General features: G+C 62.2%; 14 protein-coding genes. 3 read left to right on the top strand and 11 right to left on the bottom strand.

The window, feature by feature from the left end:
- Positions 1-427 precede the first annotated feature (427 nt).
- The 10 genes from LBW87_RS18105 to LBW87_RS18060 all read right to left on the bottom strand — a co-directional run bounded on the left by LBW87_RS18105 (position 428) and on the right by LBW87_RS18060 (position 12,153).
- Positions 428-3,238 (bottom strand): ATP-binding protein, encoded by a 2,811-nt coding sequence (locus LBW87_RS18105; protein ID WP_225202859.1) that lies wholly within the window; start codon positions 3,236-3,238, stop codon positions 428-430.
- On the bottom strand, positions 3,238-3,936 hold the full coding sequence (locus LBW87_RS18100; RefSeq protein WP_225202858.1) for a hypothetical protein: 699 nt from the start codon (positions 3,934-3,936) through the stop codon (positions 3,238-3,240). The genes LBW87_RS18105 and LBW87_RS18100 overlap by 1 nt, the downstream gene beginning before the upstream one ends.
- On the bottom strand, positions 3,929-5,254 hold the full coding sequence (locus tag LBW87_RS18095; protein WP_225202857.1) for a hypothetical protein: 1,326 nt from the start codon (positions 5,252-5,254) through the stop codon (positions 3,929-3,931). Before LBW87_RS18095 ends, LBW87_RS18100 begins: the two co-directional genes overlap by 8 nt.
- 71 nt (positions 5,255-5,325) lie before the next feature.
- Positions 5,326-6,693 carry an LLM class flavin-dependent oxidoreductase gene (locus LBW87_RS18090; RefSeq protein ID WP_225202856.1) on the bottom strand — a complete coding sequence of 456 codons (1,368 nt, stop codon included), beginning with the start codon at positions 6,691-6,693 and terminating at the stop codon, positions 5,326-5,328.
- Positions 6,690-7,712 (bottom strand): TauD/TfdA dioxygenase family protein, encoded by a 1,023-nt coding sequence (locus tag LBW87_RS18085; protein WP_413927659.1) that lies wholly within the window; start codon positions 7,710-7,712, stop codon positions 6,690-6,692. The genes LBW87_RS18090 and LBW87_RS18085 overlap by 4 nt, the downstream gene beginning before the upstream one ends.
- A gap of 39 nt (positions 7,713-7,751) precedes the next feature.
- Entirely contained in the window at positions 7,752-8,591 is an 840-nt protein-coding gene (locus LBW87_RS18080; protein WP_225202854.1) for an ABC transporter ATP-binding protein, read from the bottom strand.
- Between the two features lie 15 nt (positions 8,592-8,606).
- Positions 8,607-9,407, bottom strand: coding sequence for an ABC transporter permease (locus tag LBW87_RS18075; protein WP_225202853.1), 801 nt, complete (start codon positions 9,405-9,407; stop codon positions 8,607-8,609).
- Between the two features lie 9 nt (positions 9,408-9,416).
- On the bottom strand, positions 9,417-10,259 hold the full coding sequence (locus LBW87_RS18070) for an ABC transporter permease (RefSeq protein WP_225202852.1): 843 nt from the start codon (positions 10,257-10,259) through the stop codon (positions 9,417-9,419).
- Positions 10,260-10,262: 3 nt separating this feature from the next.
- Positions 10,263-11,342 carry an ABC transporter substrate-binding protein gene (locus tag LBW87_RS18065; RefSeq protein ID WP_225202851.1) on the bottom strand — a complete coding sequence of 360 codons (1,080 nt, stop codon included), beginning with the start codon at positions 11,340-11,342 and terminating at the stop codon, positions 10,263-10,265.
- A 298-nt stretch (positions 11,343-11,640) separates the two neighbouring features.
- Positions 11,641-12,153: an SRPBCC family protein gene (locus tag LBW87_RS18060; protein ID WP_225202850.1), complete on the bottom strand. Its 513-nt coding sequence runs from the start codon at positions 12,151-12,153 to the stop codon at positions 11,641-11,643.
- Positions 12,154-12,363: 210 nt separating this feature from the next.
- Between LBW87_RS18060 and LBW87_RS18055 the strand changes: the two genes are divergently transcribed.
- From LBW87_RS18055 to LBW87_RS18045, 3 genes are all read left to right on the top strand, one after another.
- Positions 12,364-12,606, top strand: a complete 243-nt coding sequence (locus tag LBW87_RS18055; RefSeq protein WP_225202849.1) for a hypothetical protein — start codon at positions 12,364-12,366, stop codon at positions 12,604-12,606.
- 342 nt (positions 12,607-12,948) lie between these two features.
- Positions 12,949-13,188: a hypothetical protein gene (locus tag LBW87_RS18050; RefSeq protein ID WP_225202848.1), complete on the top strand. Its 240-nt coding sequence runs from the start codon at positions 12,949-12,951 to the stop codon at positions 13,186-13,188.
- Between the two features lie 295 nt (positions 13,189-13,483).
- A complete protein-coding gene (locus LBW87_RS18045) occupies positions 13,484-13,819 on the top strand; it encodes a hypothetical protein (protein ID WP_225202847.1) in 336 nt (111 codons plus the stop codon).
- 201 nt (positions 13,820-14,020) lie between these two features.
- Here LBW87_RS18045 and LBW87_RS18040 read toward each other — a convergent pair whose 3' ends face one another.
- Positions 14,021-14,863 (bottom strand): family 16 glycosylhydrolase, encoded by an 843-nt coding sequence (locus LBW87_RS18040; protein WP_225202846.1) that lies wholly within the window; start codon positions 14,861-14,863, stop codon positions 14,021-14,023.
- Positions 14,864-15,086: the final 223 nt, after the last annotated feature.

Here is a 15,086-nt window from a genome sequence, read left to right as displayed (position 1 = left end):
TGCCGACGCTGAGAGACGCTGGGTCCTGACTTTCGTCAGGACGACGGTGGTTTGGTTATAAATAACTAATCCGTCGTGCCGGCGAAGGCCGGTACCCAATGGCTTCTGTCGCACCATGCCGACGCTGAGAGACGCTGGGTCCTGACTTTCGTCAGGACGACGGTGGTTTGGTTATAAATAATCAACCCGTCGTGCCGGCAAAGGCCGGTACCCAGTGGCTTCTGTCGCACCATGCCGACGCTGAGAGACGCCGGGTCCTGACTTTCGTCAGGACGACGGTGGTTTGGTTATAAATAATCAACCCGTCGTGCCGGCGAAGGCCGGTACCCAGTGGCTTCTGTCGCATCATGCCGACGCTGAGAGACGCCGGGTCCTGACTTTCGTCAGGACGACGGGAAGAGTTAAAGATAACTCGCCCCGCCGCCCATCATGCCGAATCTGCACGCCGCTGCAACACCCCGATCGGTGGCGCCCAGCGTGCGTCACGTGGCTTCTTCGACGTCACCAGCGTGATATCGGCCGGCTCGAACACCTCGACGTTGTGCGTGATCGGCGTGGTCAACACGTATTGCGCACGGGTCGATTTCAGGAAATGCCCCACCAGCTGGATATTGCGCACATCCAGGTGGGCAAACGGCTCATCGATGAATACAAAGCCGCCCGGCACATCGTCGTCCTTGAGCAAACCCACCAGCAGGATCAGGGACTTGATCACCTGCTGCCCGCCAGATGCCTCGCCGTCGTTCAAGCCAATCTGCCCCTTGCCGTCGAAATTGAAACTGACCTTCAACTCGGCCTGGCGCAATACGGCGTCGTCGTTGTCCAGATGCGGCAGGTCGGCGCTGACATCCACCCCGGCCAACAGCCCAAGTTCGACAATGTTCTTGCGGTAGCGACGGATGGTGGCGCGCAGGACGTCGCTATAACGCTCGCGGGCATTGCCCACCGCTTCCTCTGCCGCCGAATTGCTGGCCTTGCGCGAATCCAGCTCATTGCGCTGGTTGCCCACCGTGCCCTGCATCAGCACCTGGCGATCCATCACGCCGGGGTCGGTTTCCCAATTGCCGGTATCAAGTTCGCCTTGCACCGCACCCATGCGCAACTCGGCCTGCTTGCCATTGGAATAAGTGTCATAGAGCGATTGCACCGCGCTCGCTGCGATCCATCTCGGCGGAAAGCGCTTCTTCTGCGCACGCGAGCTTGCCGCGCGACTGACCTGCTCATCGTAACGTCCACGCCATTCGCGCTCGTGGCGCTCGACGTCGCCCTCAGCCTCGCGCAAATGCTTCTGCAAGGCCAGGTAACTGCTGTCGGCGCGAGTGTTGGCGACGACTGCGGTCTTGTGTTCCTGGTCCAGCGCATCCCAACGCAGGCTGGCCGCGGTGCGTGCCTGCGACAGCGCCGGCAACTGGCGGCGCGCCAATTCGAATTCTTCGCTGCGCCGCGCCAGTTCATCGGCGGCAAGGTGCCCCTTGCTGGCTTCAGTAGCCGCCGCGTGCTGACGCCGCACGGCGCTCTGCTGCAAGGCCAGTTCGGTCAGTTGCTGGTCGAGTGCGGCCAGGCGCTTTTCGATCGAGGCCTTGCGCGCGGCCAGCGCGGCGGCGCCGAACTGGTAATCGCCCGGATCGCTCCAGACACTGCGGCCGCCTCGACCATCTCGCCAGTAAGCCTGCGGTGTTATCCATTCCCCGCCCTGCCTTACCCCCTCTTGCGTATCGGCCACTCGCGTGATGTTGGACAACTGGCGCAATAACCAGGACGGCGCCTTGGCCGAGAACCGCAGTACCGATAGCAAGCTGTCGGCTGCAGGCTGCACTGGTGCATTGGCGGCATCGGCGACGACATAGTGACGATAGCGCTCACGCTCGGCCAGGGCCATCGCGCGGCTTTCGTCGGCGGGATTGTCCAGCACCACGATCCAGCGTGAGCCGCGCAGGACGCCCTCGGCCGCAGCGCGCCAATGTTCATCGGTGATGTCGATGACGTCGGCCAGGAAGTGGTGCGCGATGTCTTCCTGGCGCAGCGTGCGGCCAAAGCGCTGCACTTCGGGCGGCGGCGGGGCCTGGCGCTGGCCCTGCAGGCGATCCAGCGCGCCTTGCGCATCCTTGCGTTGAGCCGACAGGTCGCGCCATTGCTCGTCGTGCGCAGCCTTTTGCTGCTCAAGTTCTTCCAGGCGCCTGGTGAGTTCGCCGGCATCGGCCTCCACCGCGGCCAGGCTCATCAATTCCCTGGCATGGGCGACCAGCTGCTCCACCGGTTTCTCGGCGTCGCGCGCCTGCACCTGCAGCTTCTGTGCTTCATGTCGCTCGGTTTCCAGCTGCAGTACCTTTTCCGCTGCTGCCTGGCGCTCTTGCAACAGGCGCAACAGCCGCGCATGGTCGTCGGCGCGTTGCCGGCGCTGCGCGCTGGCATGCAAGCGCTGGCGGTGCAGTTCGCGCAACCTGCCAGCGGTGACTTGTCTTTCCTCGTGCCAGTTGAGCACCGGGATGACTTCGGTGGCCAGCGTTTCACGCTCGCGCAGCTTGCCCTGGTACTGGCGATACAGGTTCACGCGTGCTTCCAGCGTGGCCAGTTGCGCTTCGCCATGCACCAGTTCGCGTTCCGCCGCTTCGACTTCGGCCGCCAGTTCGCGCTGATGGCGGCGCGCTTCTTCATAGCGGTCCAGCACTTCCTGGTCGCCGAAGACTTCAAACACCAGTCGCAGCAGTTCGCGCGGCGAGAATTCGCACAAGCGATCGGTCTGGCCCTGCTCCAGCGCCAGCACGCGGGCGATCGCGCGCGACAGACCGGCATTTTCGAGACGCCGGCGCCAGTGCTCCACGCCCAGCCAGTCCTTGTCCGGGATCTCGAGCATGCTCTCGATGGAGACATCGCCGTCGGCCATCGCATAACGACGCTGCCAGTCGCCGCCATTGCGCTCGATGCGGCATGCCAGCGTGACCTTGTCGGCATATAACAGATTGCGGGCGAACGGCCGGGTGGAAGTCTGCCGGCCATAAGGGCGGTTGTCGACCGTGGCGCGCAGCCAGGTGGTGTCGGCATTGGCGTGACGGGCGTAGGTCTTGTAGCTGCGCCCACCCGAGCAATCCAGGCCCAGCAGCGTGCGCATGGCGTCCAGCAAGGTGGTCTTGCCCGAGCCGTTAGGACCGGCGACGGTGATGATGGCGCCGTCCAGCGGCAGGGTCAGGCGCTGGCAATAATCCCATTGCAGCAGTTCAAGCGATTGCAGGTGAAACATCAGGCGTCTTCTCCATCGGCGCGGTTTTCTGTCAGGGCGGCGGTGTCGCTTTCCTGCTGGCGCACGCGCGCCAGGACATCGCCCAGCGCGCCATCGAGGATGCGTGGCGCCAGGCTGTCGTAATCAAGCAAGAGATCCAGCAAGGGGCCTTCGGCGATATCGTCGCCGCGACGCAGGATGAAACCGTGCCCCTCCAGGCGCTTCAGGTTGCCATCCATCCGGGTCTTCTTGCCCAGCTGGGTGCCGAAATCGGCCAGCAGCGCCTTGTAGGAAACCACCGGACTGACTGCGGCGGCGCTGGGCAGCGGCTTTTCGCGATTGAACATTTCTTCCTGCGCATCGCCTTCGGCGCTGGCCGCGCGCGCCGACTGGCGTTCACGCTTGGGCAACACGATCAGGGACCACAGCAGGATCAATAACGACACCGCGTCACGCGGCAATTCGACGTTATTGTTGGCATCCAGCCCGGCCTCGCCGAACACGGCCGTCTCGGCCCCGCGCAGCAGCGCCACGCAGATATGGTCGGCATGGATATTGTCGACCAGCCGCAGCCCCACCTGCGCCAGGCGCTCTTGCACGGATTGCCACAGGTCGGCGTCGATCAACGCACGGCGCACGCGCGGATGCTTGCGCGGCAACCAGCGGCGCGCCAGCAGTTCGGCGGCCAGCAGGCCTGCCTCGTCTATGACTTCACTCATCGGATTCTCGGGAAATATCAGGATGCAGCGCGCCGGCACTCAGCGCGCTGACATGGGGATCATCAACCTGTTCGATCGCGGCCAGGAAGCCGGTCTGCCAGGGCAAGCGCGCCAGCTCGCCGGTCTGACCTTTCAGGGTCCGGGCCTGGCGGTCGCCCAGCAACGGCAGTAACTGCATGCGGTACGCAGCCTGCGCAAAACGCCCGCCCAGTACCACGTCCGTGAGTGGCTGCGGCGCCGAGGCCTGGCCGTCGGGCAAGGCGCCGAGTCCGGCCAGCTGATCGATCAGGGCCCCCAGCTCGAACGGCATGCGCAGGGTTTCCAACTCGCCCGTGGCGGCTTGCACCGCGGGTGGCAAGCCCTGTGAACGTTGCAGATCAGGCCGGTCGCGCTCGAATTCGCCCTCGGCCACGTCGACCAGCTCGTGGCCGCTGACAAAGATGGGCTTGACGCCGAGCGACAGCGCATCGCCCAGCAGCGTCGACAGGTCGGCATGGGATTGCAGCCAGCGACGCACATCGGTACTGGTCACGCCGGTGCTGCCGAGGGTGACCCGCTGGCGATCGGCCTGTTGCAGGGCGCGCGTGAACTGGCTGGCCATCGACAACAGGCGCGCCTGGCCGCCGCCCAAGGCGCGGGCTTCGCGCTCCAGCCGGGCATCGTCGTGTTCGCTGCGGATCAGTGCAGTCAGCGCTTCGCCGGCGCGCCCCACCAGTTTCAGGGCGCGTTCGAAACGCGGTTGCGCTTCGCGCAGGCGGGCTTCGGAGCCACTGGCAATGGCATCGGCAAATTCGTCGTAGAGGCGCGCCAGTTGCGCATGCAGATGCCGGATCTGGCTGGCATCGGACAAGCCCATGGCCTGAGCGCCGGCGACCTGCGCCAGCAGCGACGCCATGTCGTCGTCTTCGCTCACGGAACGCGTCAATGGCGCCAGCAGCGCCTGCACCTGCTGCGCCAGCGGCGACAGGCAGTAATCCTGGGCGGTGGTGTCCCATACCAGCAGGGCGAGCTCGCGCAGCCGCTTGAGCACCGCATCCAGCGCTTCGGGCTTGAGGGCGTAGAAAAGCTGATTGAGGTCTTCGCGCTGCAAGCGCCCTTGCGGCTGTGCGGCAAGCTCGAGAAAAGCCCAGACCCGCAGGCGGGCCGCCGCCTGGCCGCCGCTCAACAGGCCGCGCAAGGCGTCCAGCACATCCAGGCGCTGGCCCACGCCCCACGCGAGCGAGGACTCGCCAGCCAGCGCGGGATCACGAAAATAACTCTCGAAAGAGCCGGAATCTTGTTCATCAGCCCGGGGCGGCTGATTTAATTCTTCAGTCAATTTAGGTTTCGGTTGGGATCGAGCGCCACATCATACCCGAAGCCCCCTGGGCGGCATTGCTTTGCAGAGCGTCACGCCACCTTGCCCGCCCACCGCTCATCCTGTCGATAGACCCGGTGCGCCGGTCGCGCCAGCCCCAGGTTCTCGCGCAAGGTGCGGCCCTCGTATTCGGTACGGAACAGTCCGCGCCGGCGCAGTTCGGGCAACACCAGCGCCACGAAATCATCCAGCCCACCCGGCAAGGTCGGCGGCATGATGTTAAAGCCGTCTGCAGCGCCCTTGGTGAACCATTCTTCCAGCTGATCGACGATGCTTTCCGGCGTGCCGTACAGCGACCAGTGCCCGCGTGCGGTGGCCACCCGCAGGTATAACTGCCGCAGCGTCAGGTTCTCGCGCCGCGCCAGCGCCGTGACCAGCTGGAAACGGCTCTTGGTGCCGTTGGGCTCTTTCAGGTTCTCCGGCAGCGGCCCATCCAGCGGATACCCGGTCAGATCGATGCCGCCCAGGTGCTGCTGCAGCATCGACACCCCGACGCTGGGATGGATCAGCGATTGCAGCTCCTCATATTTCTCTTGCGCCTCGCTGTGGCTGCGGCCCACCACCGGGAAAACACCCGGCATGATCTTCAACTGGTCGGGATCGCGACCATAACGCTCCATGCGCGATTTGAGACTGCTGTAGAAGGCCTGCGCGTCCTGCAACGATTGCTGGGCGGTAAAGATCACCTCGGCCGTGCGGGCCGCCAGGTCCTGGCCGGCGTCGGAAGAACCGGCCTGCACGATCACCGGATGCCCCTGCACCGGACGCGCCACATTCAACGGACCCTTGACTGCAAAATGCTTGCCGCGATGATGAATCGTGTGCAGCTTGTCGGGATCGAACAGCACGCCCTGCTGCTGGTCGTAGCGAAAGGCGTCATCCTCCCAGCTGTCCCACAGGCCACGCACTACATCGACGAATTCCTCGGCGCGCTCGTAACGGGCGCCATGTTCGGGATGCCGATCAAGATTGAAGTTCTGCGCTTCGTGCTCGGACCAGGAAGTAACCACATTCCAGCCGGCCCGGCCATGGCTCAGATGGTCGAGCGAGGCGAACTTGCGGGCCACGTGGTACGGCTCGTTATAGGTGGTCGACACGGTCGCCACCAGGCCGATATTTTCGGTGACCTGTGACAAGGCCGACAGCAGGGTCAACGGCTCGAACGAGGCCGCGCGTGCGGTGCGATGCAAGGTTTCCTGGTCGTGGGCGCGAATGGCTACGCCGTCGGCCAGGAACAAGGCATCGAACCTGGCGCGCTCCGCGGTCTGGGCGATCTGCCGATAATGCGCGATATTCTGCCCGGCATCGGGTTGGGCCCCCGCATGCCGCCAACCGGCCACGTGATGGCCCGTGGCCATGACAAACGCGCCCAGCTTCAGTTGCTTGCGCGGGCCGCTCATGATGCCAATGCCTGTTCTGGGGCACGCACGGCTTCAGCCGCCTGGCGCCGCTCGCTGCGCGACAGGCTGGTGCGACCATCGACCGATACCGGTATGTCGCCGGCCACGGTCACCCGCCTCACCACGCGGCGCTGGTCGCCATAGTCATTGATGGCGTAGTGCTGGGTGGCGCGGTTGTCCCAGATGACGACGTCACCCACCGACCAGCGCCAGCGCACGGTGTTTTCCAGCCGGGTCACGTAGCTGGCCAGCAATTGCAGCAGATGATCGGAGTCGCTGGTGGGCAGTCCCAGCAATTTCTTGACGAAATGACCCAGCACCAGCGTGCGCTCGCCGGTCTCGGGATGCACGCGCACCACCGGATGCTCGGTTTCATAGATGGTCGAGGTGAATATTTCACGGTAGCGCTTCAGGCCTGCCGCATCGGTATTGAAGCGCGCAGCGTAGTCATAATCGTTGGTGTGCAGGGCCCACAGCTGATCGGCCAACTGCCGCAGTGGCGCCGGCAGATCGAGATAGGCCTGGGCGGTATTGGCCCAGACGGTGTCGCCACCGGCCGCCGGGATCTCGACTGCCCGCAGGATCGACGCCTGGGGATAGGCCAGGTCGAAGGTAACGTCGGTGTGCCACGAATTGGCACGACCGCCATGCTCGGAATCGAGTTCCAGCAGATAGCCGGTGCCATCCCGCACCGGCACCGTCGGATGCGCCACCAATTCACCCCACAGCTTGGCGAAACCTTCCTGGCCGCTATCGTCGAGATGCTGCTGGCCCCGGAAAAACAGGACCTTGTGCCGCAACAGTGCGGCGCGGATGGCCGCGAACGTGGCCGGCTCCAGCGCTGCGGACAAACGTACATTGCGCACCTCGGCGCCGATACGACCGGCGACCGGTTGCAGTTCGAGCAGGTTTTCAGGCATGGCTATCTCCTTGTTGGGTGGGACGATTCGGGGGCAACGTCGGGCGGTTGGACAGACCTGGCCAGCAGCGCTGGCACCGAGGTGTGGCGACGGTGACATCGGCACCGGCCAACGCACTGCCGCTATCGGGCGACCTGTTCATACCGCGAATTGCCATAGTGCCGGCACGATCTGCGTGGCGGGCGGCAAGTCCGGCTTGAGCGGTGCTTCGGCCAGGCTGGCGCCATCGTGCGAGAACTCGGCCAGCACCCGCTGCTTGACGCTCGCAAAGGCGGTGCCGGCCCGCTCGCGGGGATGCGACAGTTCCACCGGTACGATGCGTCGTATGCGCCCCGGGCGCGGCTCCATCACCACCACCTTGTTGCCCAGGTAGACCGCTTCCTCGACATCGTGCGTGACCAGGATCATGGTGATGCCTTCGGCTTGCCACAGGCGATGCAGCTCTTGCTGCAGATAGGCGCGGGTCATGGCGTCTAGCGCGCCGAACGGTTCATCGAGCAACAGGATCTCAGGCTTGCTGACCAGCGCCCGGGCAATCGCCACCCGCTGCGCCATGCCACCCGACAATTGATGCGGATAAGACTTTTCGAAGCCCTGCAGGCCGACCAGCGCGATGTGCTCGCGCACGGCCTCGCGCTTCTGCGCCGGCGTCTGCCTGGCGTTGAGCAGGCCGAGTTCGATATTGCCTTCTACGGTCAGCCACGGAAACAGCCGGTGCTCCTGGAACACGATGCCGCGCCGCAGGCTGGTGCCGACGATGCGCTCACCATCCAGCAGGACCTGCCCCTGGTATTGATCTTCCAGGCCGACGATCAGGCGCAGCAAGGTCGACTTGCCGCAACCGCTGGTGCCGACGATGCTGACGAATTCGCCGGGTTCGATGTTGAGCGTCACATCTTCCAGCACGGCCAGTTGGCCGCCCTTGACCGGATACGATTTACTCAGATGCTGGATTTCCAGCGTACCGGCTTGCGCCATGCTGACTCCTTGGTGTTATTGGAATTGCGCCACCGAGCGGCCGCGCCACGCCAGCAGGCGCGTTTCGAGCCTGGCGGCCAGCCAGTTCAATGCAAAGCCGACGAAGCCGACCACGATCACGCCGAAGATCACCAGGTCCATCAGGAACAGCTCGCGACCATCGATCATGGTGTTGCCGATGCCCTGCCCCGACACCAGCAGATACTCGGCGCCCAGCGTGGCCAGCCAGGCATACACCAGCGCCAGGTGAAAACCGGCCAGGATGGAGGGCGCCGCCGCCGGCAAGACCAGTTTGGTAAGCCATTGCACGCGGGTGAATTTCAGCACGCGGGCGGCTTCGATCAATTCGCCCGGCACGCTGCGTATGCCTTCGAAGGTATTGAGGACCACCGGGAAGAATGCGGCCAGCGACAGGAAAGCCACCTTGGCGGCGTCGCCCAGGCCGAACCAGACCGACAGCAAGGGAATCCACGCAAACAGCGATATCTGCTTCACCGTATGAAAGCTTGGTCCGATCATGCGCTCGAACAGGCGCGACAGACCGAAGGCGGTGCCGAACACCAAGCCCGCCGACACGCCGATGGCCAGACCGATCAGGTCACGTCGCACGCTGGCATACAGGGCGCGCGCCAGGTCGCCGCTGAGCAACTGCTGCACGGCGGTGTCCCACACCTTGGCGGGTGGCACCAGCAATGGCGACGTCGACCAATTGTTATAGGCGGCAAGCCACCACAAGAACACCAGCCCCAACGGCAGGACCCACCCGCGCAATGCCCTGGGTATCGGGTGACGATCGATTCGATCTTCCTGGCGCATGACGGCTCCTTAAAATCCACTGCGGCGCCAGCCGAGCAGGATCACTTCGATGCGCGCCAGCACCTGGTCCCCCAGGTAACCGACCACGCCCACCACCACGACTGCGGCGATCACCACGTCGAGCTGAAATAACTGGCGACCGAAAACGATCATGTAGCCCAGGCCTTCCGAGGATGCCAGCAATTCGACCACCACCAGCGCCAGCCAGGCATGGGTAAAGCCGTAGCGCACGCCGTTCCAGATCGGCGGCAGCGCTGCTGGAAAAATCACCCGCCACAGCAGTTGCCAGCGCGAGAAACGCAGCACCCGGGCGACGTCGACATAACGCGCCGGAACGTTCTCGATGCCCTTGTAGGTATTGACGGCAATCGGGACCAGCGCGGCCTTGGCAATCAGGATGATCTTGAGCGCTTCGTCGATGCCGACCAGCAGCATCAGCAACGGCAGCCATCCCAGCACCGGCACCTGGCTGAAGGCCTTGAAGAAGGGATAGAAATAATCCTTGAACAGGGGCGACAAGCCCATCGCCACGCCCAGCAGCAAGCCACCCGCCACACCCACGCCGAAGCCGAGCACGACCCGCAAAAAACTGATCTTCAGGTTATCGAACAGTTCACCGGACTGGATCAGTTCGGTGAAGGTCGCCAGCACCGCCTGCGGCGACGGCAAGACCTGCGGCGCCACCCAGCCCTGTTGCGCGGCAAGGGCCCATAACAGCAACAGGCCCAGGGGAAACGGCAGGGCCAGCCAGAATGACGCCGACTTCCTGAAAAACGCCGTGTAGGCGCTGCGATGATTCGACCTGTTCAGTGGCGCCGGCGGCGCTGTCAGAGCTGCGGGTTGCGCGCGCATGGATCAGGTCCCCAGGATCTTGCCGTTGGGCTGGAAGACCGGCCAGTAGTTTTCCAGGTTCAATTCCTTGAGCGCTGCCTTCAGGTAGCGCTGGTCGATCCATTGTTCGACCTCGAAGCGCGATCGACTCAGTTTGAGACGATAAGCCTGCTCGACCGAGTCCTTGTAGCGCGCCACCAGGAAGGGGTCGAAGTTAGGATTGATGCGCACCCTCAGCGGCTGGCCGTCGTAGTCCTCGCGCCAGTGTTCATAGGGAGTGCCGGCGCGCGCCCATAGCCGTAACACCTCTTCGCGATTGACTTCGTCCGAGGCCCATTTTGCGGTCTTGACGAAAGTCTTCACCACCCGCGCCGTGATCTCGGGATACTGCTGTTCGAATTGTTCCGTCACCAGCACATGTGACTGGGTCGTGAAGACCGGCGACTGGCCCTTGCTGGTAAAGACGATGCGCGCGGCATTCTTGTCGCGCAGGCGCAAAAGATTGATATTGCCGAATGCGGCGTCGATGTCCTTGGTGGAAAGCGCGGCCAGGGTGGTGGCCTGGTCCAGGTTGATCGAGCGCAGGTCGCGTTCCTTCAGGCCATTGGCTTCGAGCACGCGGTTGATCGGCAGTTGGGCATTGGTGCCTTTGAAGATGGCCACGCGCTTGCCTTGCAGGTCTTTCACCGACTGGATGGGCGAATCGGGCGGCACCGCCAGGTAGATATTGGAGCGCACGCCGGTAGCCAGCACCAGCTTGGTCTTGAGCCCGGCCGATCGGGCCACGATGGAGGGCAGGTCGCCCTGGAAAGCAAAGTCGAGTTGCTGGTTGGTCAATGCTTCATTGACCGCCGGCCCTGCCCCCTTGAAGAAGAACCACTCGATCTTGATGCCGTCGGCCTTGAATTCGTCTTCGATCCAGCCCTTGGCATTGGCCACCGCAGCCGAACTGCCGGAAAAAGTGGGTGGATTGCCGATGCCCTGCTGGGCCACGCCGATACGAATAATCGTGGGCCGCGCGCCGGCGGCATGGAGTGGAAAAGTCAGCAGCGCTGCGCTACCGATGGCGACGTGTTTGAGCAAACTCCTGCGATCCGATCTCATGCCGGTCTTTCTCCTGTGCCAACCGTTGCAAGACATGCCGGGCGACATGCTGCGAGCCAGTATAGGCACGGAGAAAATTTCGCTGAACGAATGAATTCGTATGTTCTTATGCGCTCGCAGTCGGGACGGCAGTCGACCGTCGTCCCTGTGCAGGCAGGGACCCAGCAGCTTACGTAGCGGGTGGACATGCGACGAAAGACGCTGGGTCCTGACTTTCCAGGACGACGCACTAAACCGCAGTCGTCCCGGCGAATGCCGGGATCCAGTGACTCATGTGACGTAGCGACGAGACCAATCCTTATTTCTGTTGCTGCAAATAGCTGTCCAGCACATCCATCGTCGCTCGCCATCCCATCGTCATGGCTGCGTGCGATGCGTTGAAGATGGCTTCCTCACCGGCATCGGCATCGAGGGCGCGCCACTCGACATGCATCACGGTGCTGCCCGCCGTTTCGGTGAGCGTGGTAGTCGACAGCGTCAGCAGCGGCCATTGCGCCGCCAGCGGATGGCGGGTAACGCCGCCGTCGGCATCGCTGAACTGCACCACCACCACCAGGCGTTGCGGCGCATCCAGTTCGCGAAAGGTCCACTTGCCCCACATCGTGGGCGCGGCGGCAAAGCCGCGTGCCTTCATGGCGTAATGAAATACGCCGTCGGGACGGGCATCGACGTTACACTGCGTGATCTCCATGCCGGCCGGCGCCATCCATTGACCCAGGTGCCGGGCTTCGGTGAGCGCGGCGTATACCAGCGCGCGAGGCGCGGCAAAAGTGCGCTCGATGACGAACGGCGCAGAAAGTCTTTCAGCCATGAATCCATCCTTTTGTTAAGTAAATGTTGTTCCCGATATGACAAGATGCCACAGGACATGTTTGCCCTGAAGCATTTATGGACGACGCAGGCTGCCGAGCTTGAAGAAGCGCTGCTGTTTGCTATGCTTAAAGTCCGGCAGCGCCCTCCGGCTTCCCGCATTTCTCCCCCACCGCACTGCCATCATTGTCGACCACCTGCGAGGTGCATCATGGAGCAATATGAGCGCGTTTCCAACTACAAGGAATACGAATTGCATGTGACGTGCATACACGATCGTCTTGGCTGGGCGGTCGATGCGCTCTCAGTGGTCAAGGGAGCGACGACCTTGCTGCCGCACATCACCGACCCCTTCCATGTCTACCGCACCAGCCGCGCCGCCGAACTGGCCGGCATGGATGAAGCCAGGCACTATGTCGACCACATCATGCTGGGCCATGCCGGCAATGCCTGATTCTTCCCCCCAAAAAAGTAAATTCAACTAAATAGTTGCTTCATTACGATCACGTGGGCGCCAATTGCCATGGTACCGGCAAGACTAAAAAATCTATTGCGTCATCATTGCATGCCGTCGCGTATTGCCGCGCAACCATCTATTGACTAATGACGCGAAAAATAAAGCGAAATTCTTTTGAAGTTCTAACAGTTTATGTTTGACCTCAGCGTGCCATTAATCCAACTAAACCTGTCAGCTTTCCCACTTTCTCTCAGCAGTTAGGAATAAATAGCGTATCGTTTTCTTAACATCAATTTTTTTGGGACCTTTTGCTGTGCTCTACGGTCATAACCCGCCATAATGCAAGCCATCATTTTCAACAACGAGGAGCGCAACGTGGCCAGAAGAAAAACCCAGGAAAACCAGATTGATCCAGGTTTTGTCCAGGATCCGGACGGCTTCATCAACGTACCGGTCAGCAAGACTACCCGTGAGCAACTGCATCTGCTCAAGACCAGCATGCGGGTGGCCAGCCAGGCCGAAGTGATCGAGAAAGCGATTGCTATCGTCAGCGCCATCGATGCGGCGGTACGCAAATGATCGTCCCCTGTAACTGAACCCGGACGGGTCCTGCCACGCCCTTCCATTTAGCGTGAGGTTGTCTCGTTATGGAGTTATACGGTTAGAAAAATCCTAACGAAAACCAACAAGAACGGATCTCTTCGGAGGTCCGTTTTTATTGGGTATTCGCGCAGCTCAGCAACATCCGCTGTCAGCCGGGTGCGACGACCGCCGACACCTGTTTGAAGCGCAGTCCGACTGCGCACGCTACCGCGAATGTCTAGCATGTCTTCACTGCCTGCAGCCGCAGTCAGCAATTCATAAGGAGACTGGCATGACCAAGCAACCGACTCTCAAGTTCATCGGCGCGGCCATTGTTGCCGCCGCCTTCAGCACGGGCGCCCTGGCGCAGACTTCCAGCACACCAGGTGCTGCCAGCGATGGCGCGGCCCCTACCTCGGGCGCGTCGAGCAAGGCGACCGACAAGACGACCCGCAAGCACAAGACTGAAAAGGATCACGGCTCGAAGGCCAATCCGAATGCGCAGGAACTGAAGGATGGTCCGATGGGTACTGCCCCTGGCGGCAATAGCGGTGGCACAGGTGCAGGTGCAGCCGGTGGCGCAGGTGCAGCTGGCGGAGCCGGCGGTGCGGGTGGCGGTTCTCAGTAAGAGGGATTGAACGACAGTGGGTAAATTGCAGCGAATATGCGCCGCTGTGCAAGTGCTTGAGCGGCATGGCGTTGCCTCCTCCTATCTCCCGCCATGCCAGATTGCCCCGCCGTTGATGGCGGGGCTTTTTTGCGCGCGTGTTCGCAATAAAAAAAGTCGGTGCATTGCCGGCCCTGTCATCTGGCATTCATCCGGGCTATATCATCTGCACAACAACACGCCGCGCCAATCAGTGAGGCAGCCCTTGGGGCCAGCAACGCTGTAGACCGCCACCCAATCCACCAGCATGCGCTGCGGCAATGGCGTGTTCTGGTTCGCGGCGCCCTGCCACCTGCCGCCCACCGCCATGTTGATCATCAGATAAAACGGTTTGTCCATGCCAGGCTTGGTAGCAACCTGGGCCACCACCATACGATCGTAGTAATAGACGATACGGTCCGGCAGCCACAGCACTCCGTAAGTGTGGAAGCCATCCGCGAATGCAGGGGTCGGCGTATAGCAGCCGGAAGACGCATGCGCTGACGTATCAGGACTAACCCAGTGCACTGCACGTGTGAGTTTGTCAGGCATATGCCCAGGTGCTTCCAGGATATCGATCTCGGGCGGCCAGCTACGGTCTACCGGCAGCATCCAGAATGCCGGCAGCAACGCCTGGGAACTGGGTACTTTCGCACTCATTTCAAAATAACCATAAGTCTGCGCAAACATTTCATGCGATGACAATAAGCCCGATGTGTATGCCTGATTCCATACGGAGCGCAACAGGGCGGGTGGCGTGCGATCACCTGTGATGGTAAGCACGCTGCCATCGACACTGAACGGATTCAGGTTGAGCACCTCTTCACCTGAGCCCTTGAAATTGGAGTCGGTATAGATCTGCTGATCGTTCCCCATCGGCTGATAGCGTTTGACCATCCAATCGTAACCGGTGAACTTGCCATTGGAATAGCCGCCGTCAAGATGCGGCGCCCATTTGCCGGGAGCGCCATCGCCGTTGGCCAGCGCCGGCATTTCATCGAAGTTCTCGATAAAGGTAGTGTGCATCCTCCTGCTCATGATTCTTGGCTTGTCGACGGTCCAGGGAGCAACTGCCTGGCAGTGATGTTGTGGCGTCTCCCACGGGATATACATGACCACACTCTCGGAAGGAACGCGAGTAGGCGGCTCTGCGTAACCGGGGCCGGCCTGTGCGGATACGGAAAGGGATAACAGCACGCTTGCAGCGACTTTGCGTTTGATGGCAATCTCCAGGGCAAAATGACGTTTA

The organism is Herbaspirillum sp. alder98 (genome assembly GCF_020179755.1).
Taxonomy (GTDB): Bacteria; Pseudomonadota; Gammaproteobacteria; order Burkholderiales; family Burkholderiaceae_D; genus Herbaspirillum.
Note: the sequence above shows the minus strand (reverse complement) of the source record. Positions and strands in the feature narration are given on the sequence as shown.

What these genes read in the sequence shown, in the direction of transcription:
- LBW87_RS18085 (WP_413927659.1), bottom strand. Translation starts at nt 7,712, where the DNA reads ATGTCACCGTCGCCACACCTCGGTGCCAGCGCTGCTGGCCAGGTCTGT.
- LBW87_RS18080 (WP_225202854.1), bottom strand. Translation starts at nt 8,591, where the DNA reads ATGGCGCAAGCCGGTACGCTGGAAATCCAGCATCTGAGTAAATCGTAT.
- LBW87_RS18090 (WP_225202856.1), bottom strand. Translation starts at nt 6,693, where the DNA reads ATGAGCGGCCCGCGCAAGCAACTGAAGCTGGGCGCGTTTGTCATGGCC.
- LBW87_RS18040 (WP_225202846.1), bottom strand. Translation starts at nt 14,863, where the DNA reads ATGCACACTACCTTTATCGAGAACTTCGATGAAATGCCGGCGCTGGCC.
- LBW87_RS18050 (WP_225202848.1), top strand. Translation starts at nt 12,949, where the DNA reads ATGCAAGCCATCATTTTCAACAACGAGGAGCGCAACGTGGCCAGAAGA.
- LBW87_RS18055 (WP_225202849.1), top strand. Translation starts at nt 12,364, where the DNA reads ATGGAGCAATATGAGCGCGTTTCCAACTACAAGGAATACGAATTGCAT.
- LBW87_RS18045 (WP_225202847.1), top strand. Translation starts at nt 13,484, where the DNA reads ATGACCAAGCAACCGACTCTCAAGTTCATCGGCGCGGCCATTGTTGCC.
- LBW87_RS18100 (WP_225202858.1), bottom strand. Translation starts at nt 3,936, where the DNA reads ATGAGTGAAGTCATAGACGAGGCAGGCCTGCTGGCCGCCGAACTGCTG.
- LBW87_RS18060 (WP_225202850.1), bottom strand. Translation starts at nt 12,153, where the DNA reads ATGGCTGAAAGACTTTCTGCGCCGTTCGTCATCGAGCGCACTTTTGCC.
- LBW87_RS18070 (WP_225202852.1), bottom strand. Translation starts at nt 10,259, where the DNA reads ATGCGCGCGCAACCCGCAGCTCTGACAGCGCCGCCGGCGCCACTGAAC.
- LBW87_RS18105 (WP_225202859.1), bottom strand. Translation starts at nt 3,238, where the DNA reads ATGTTTCACCTGCAATCGCTTGAACTGCTGCAATGGGATTATTGCCAG.
- LBW87_RS18065 (WP_225202851.1), bottom strand. Translation starts at nt 11,342, where the DNA reads ATGAGATCGGATCGCAGGAGTTTGCTCAAACACGTCGCCATCGGTAGC.
- LBW87_RS18075 (WP_225202853.1), bottom strand. Translation starts at nt 9,407, where the DNA reads ATGCGCCAGGAAGATCGAATCGATCGTCACCCGATACCCAGGGCATTG.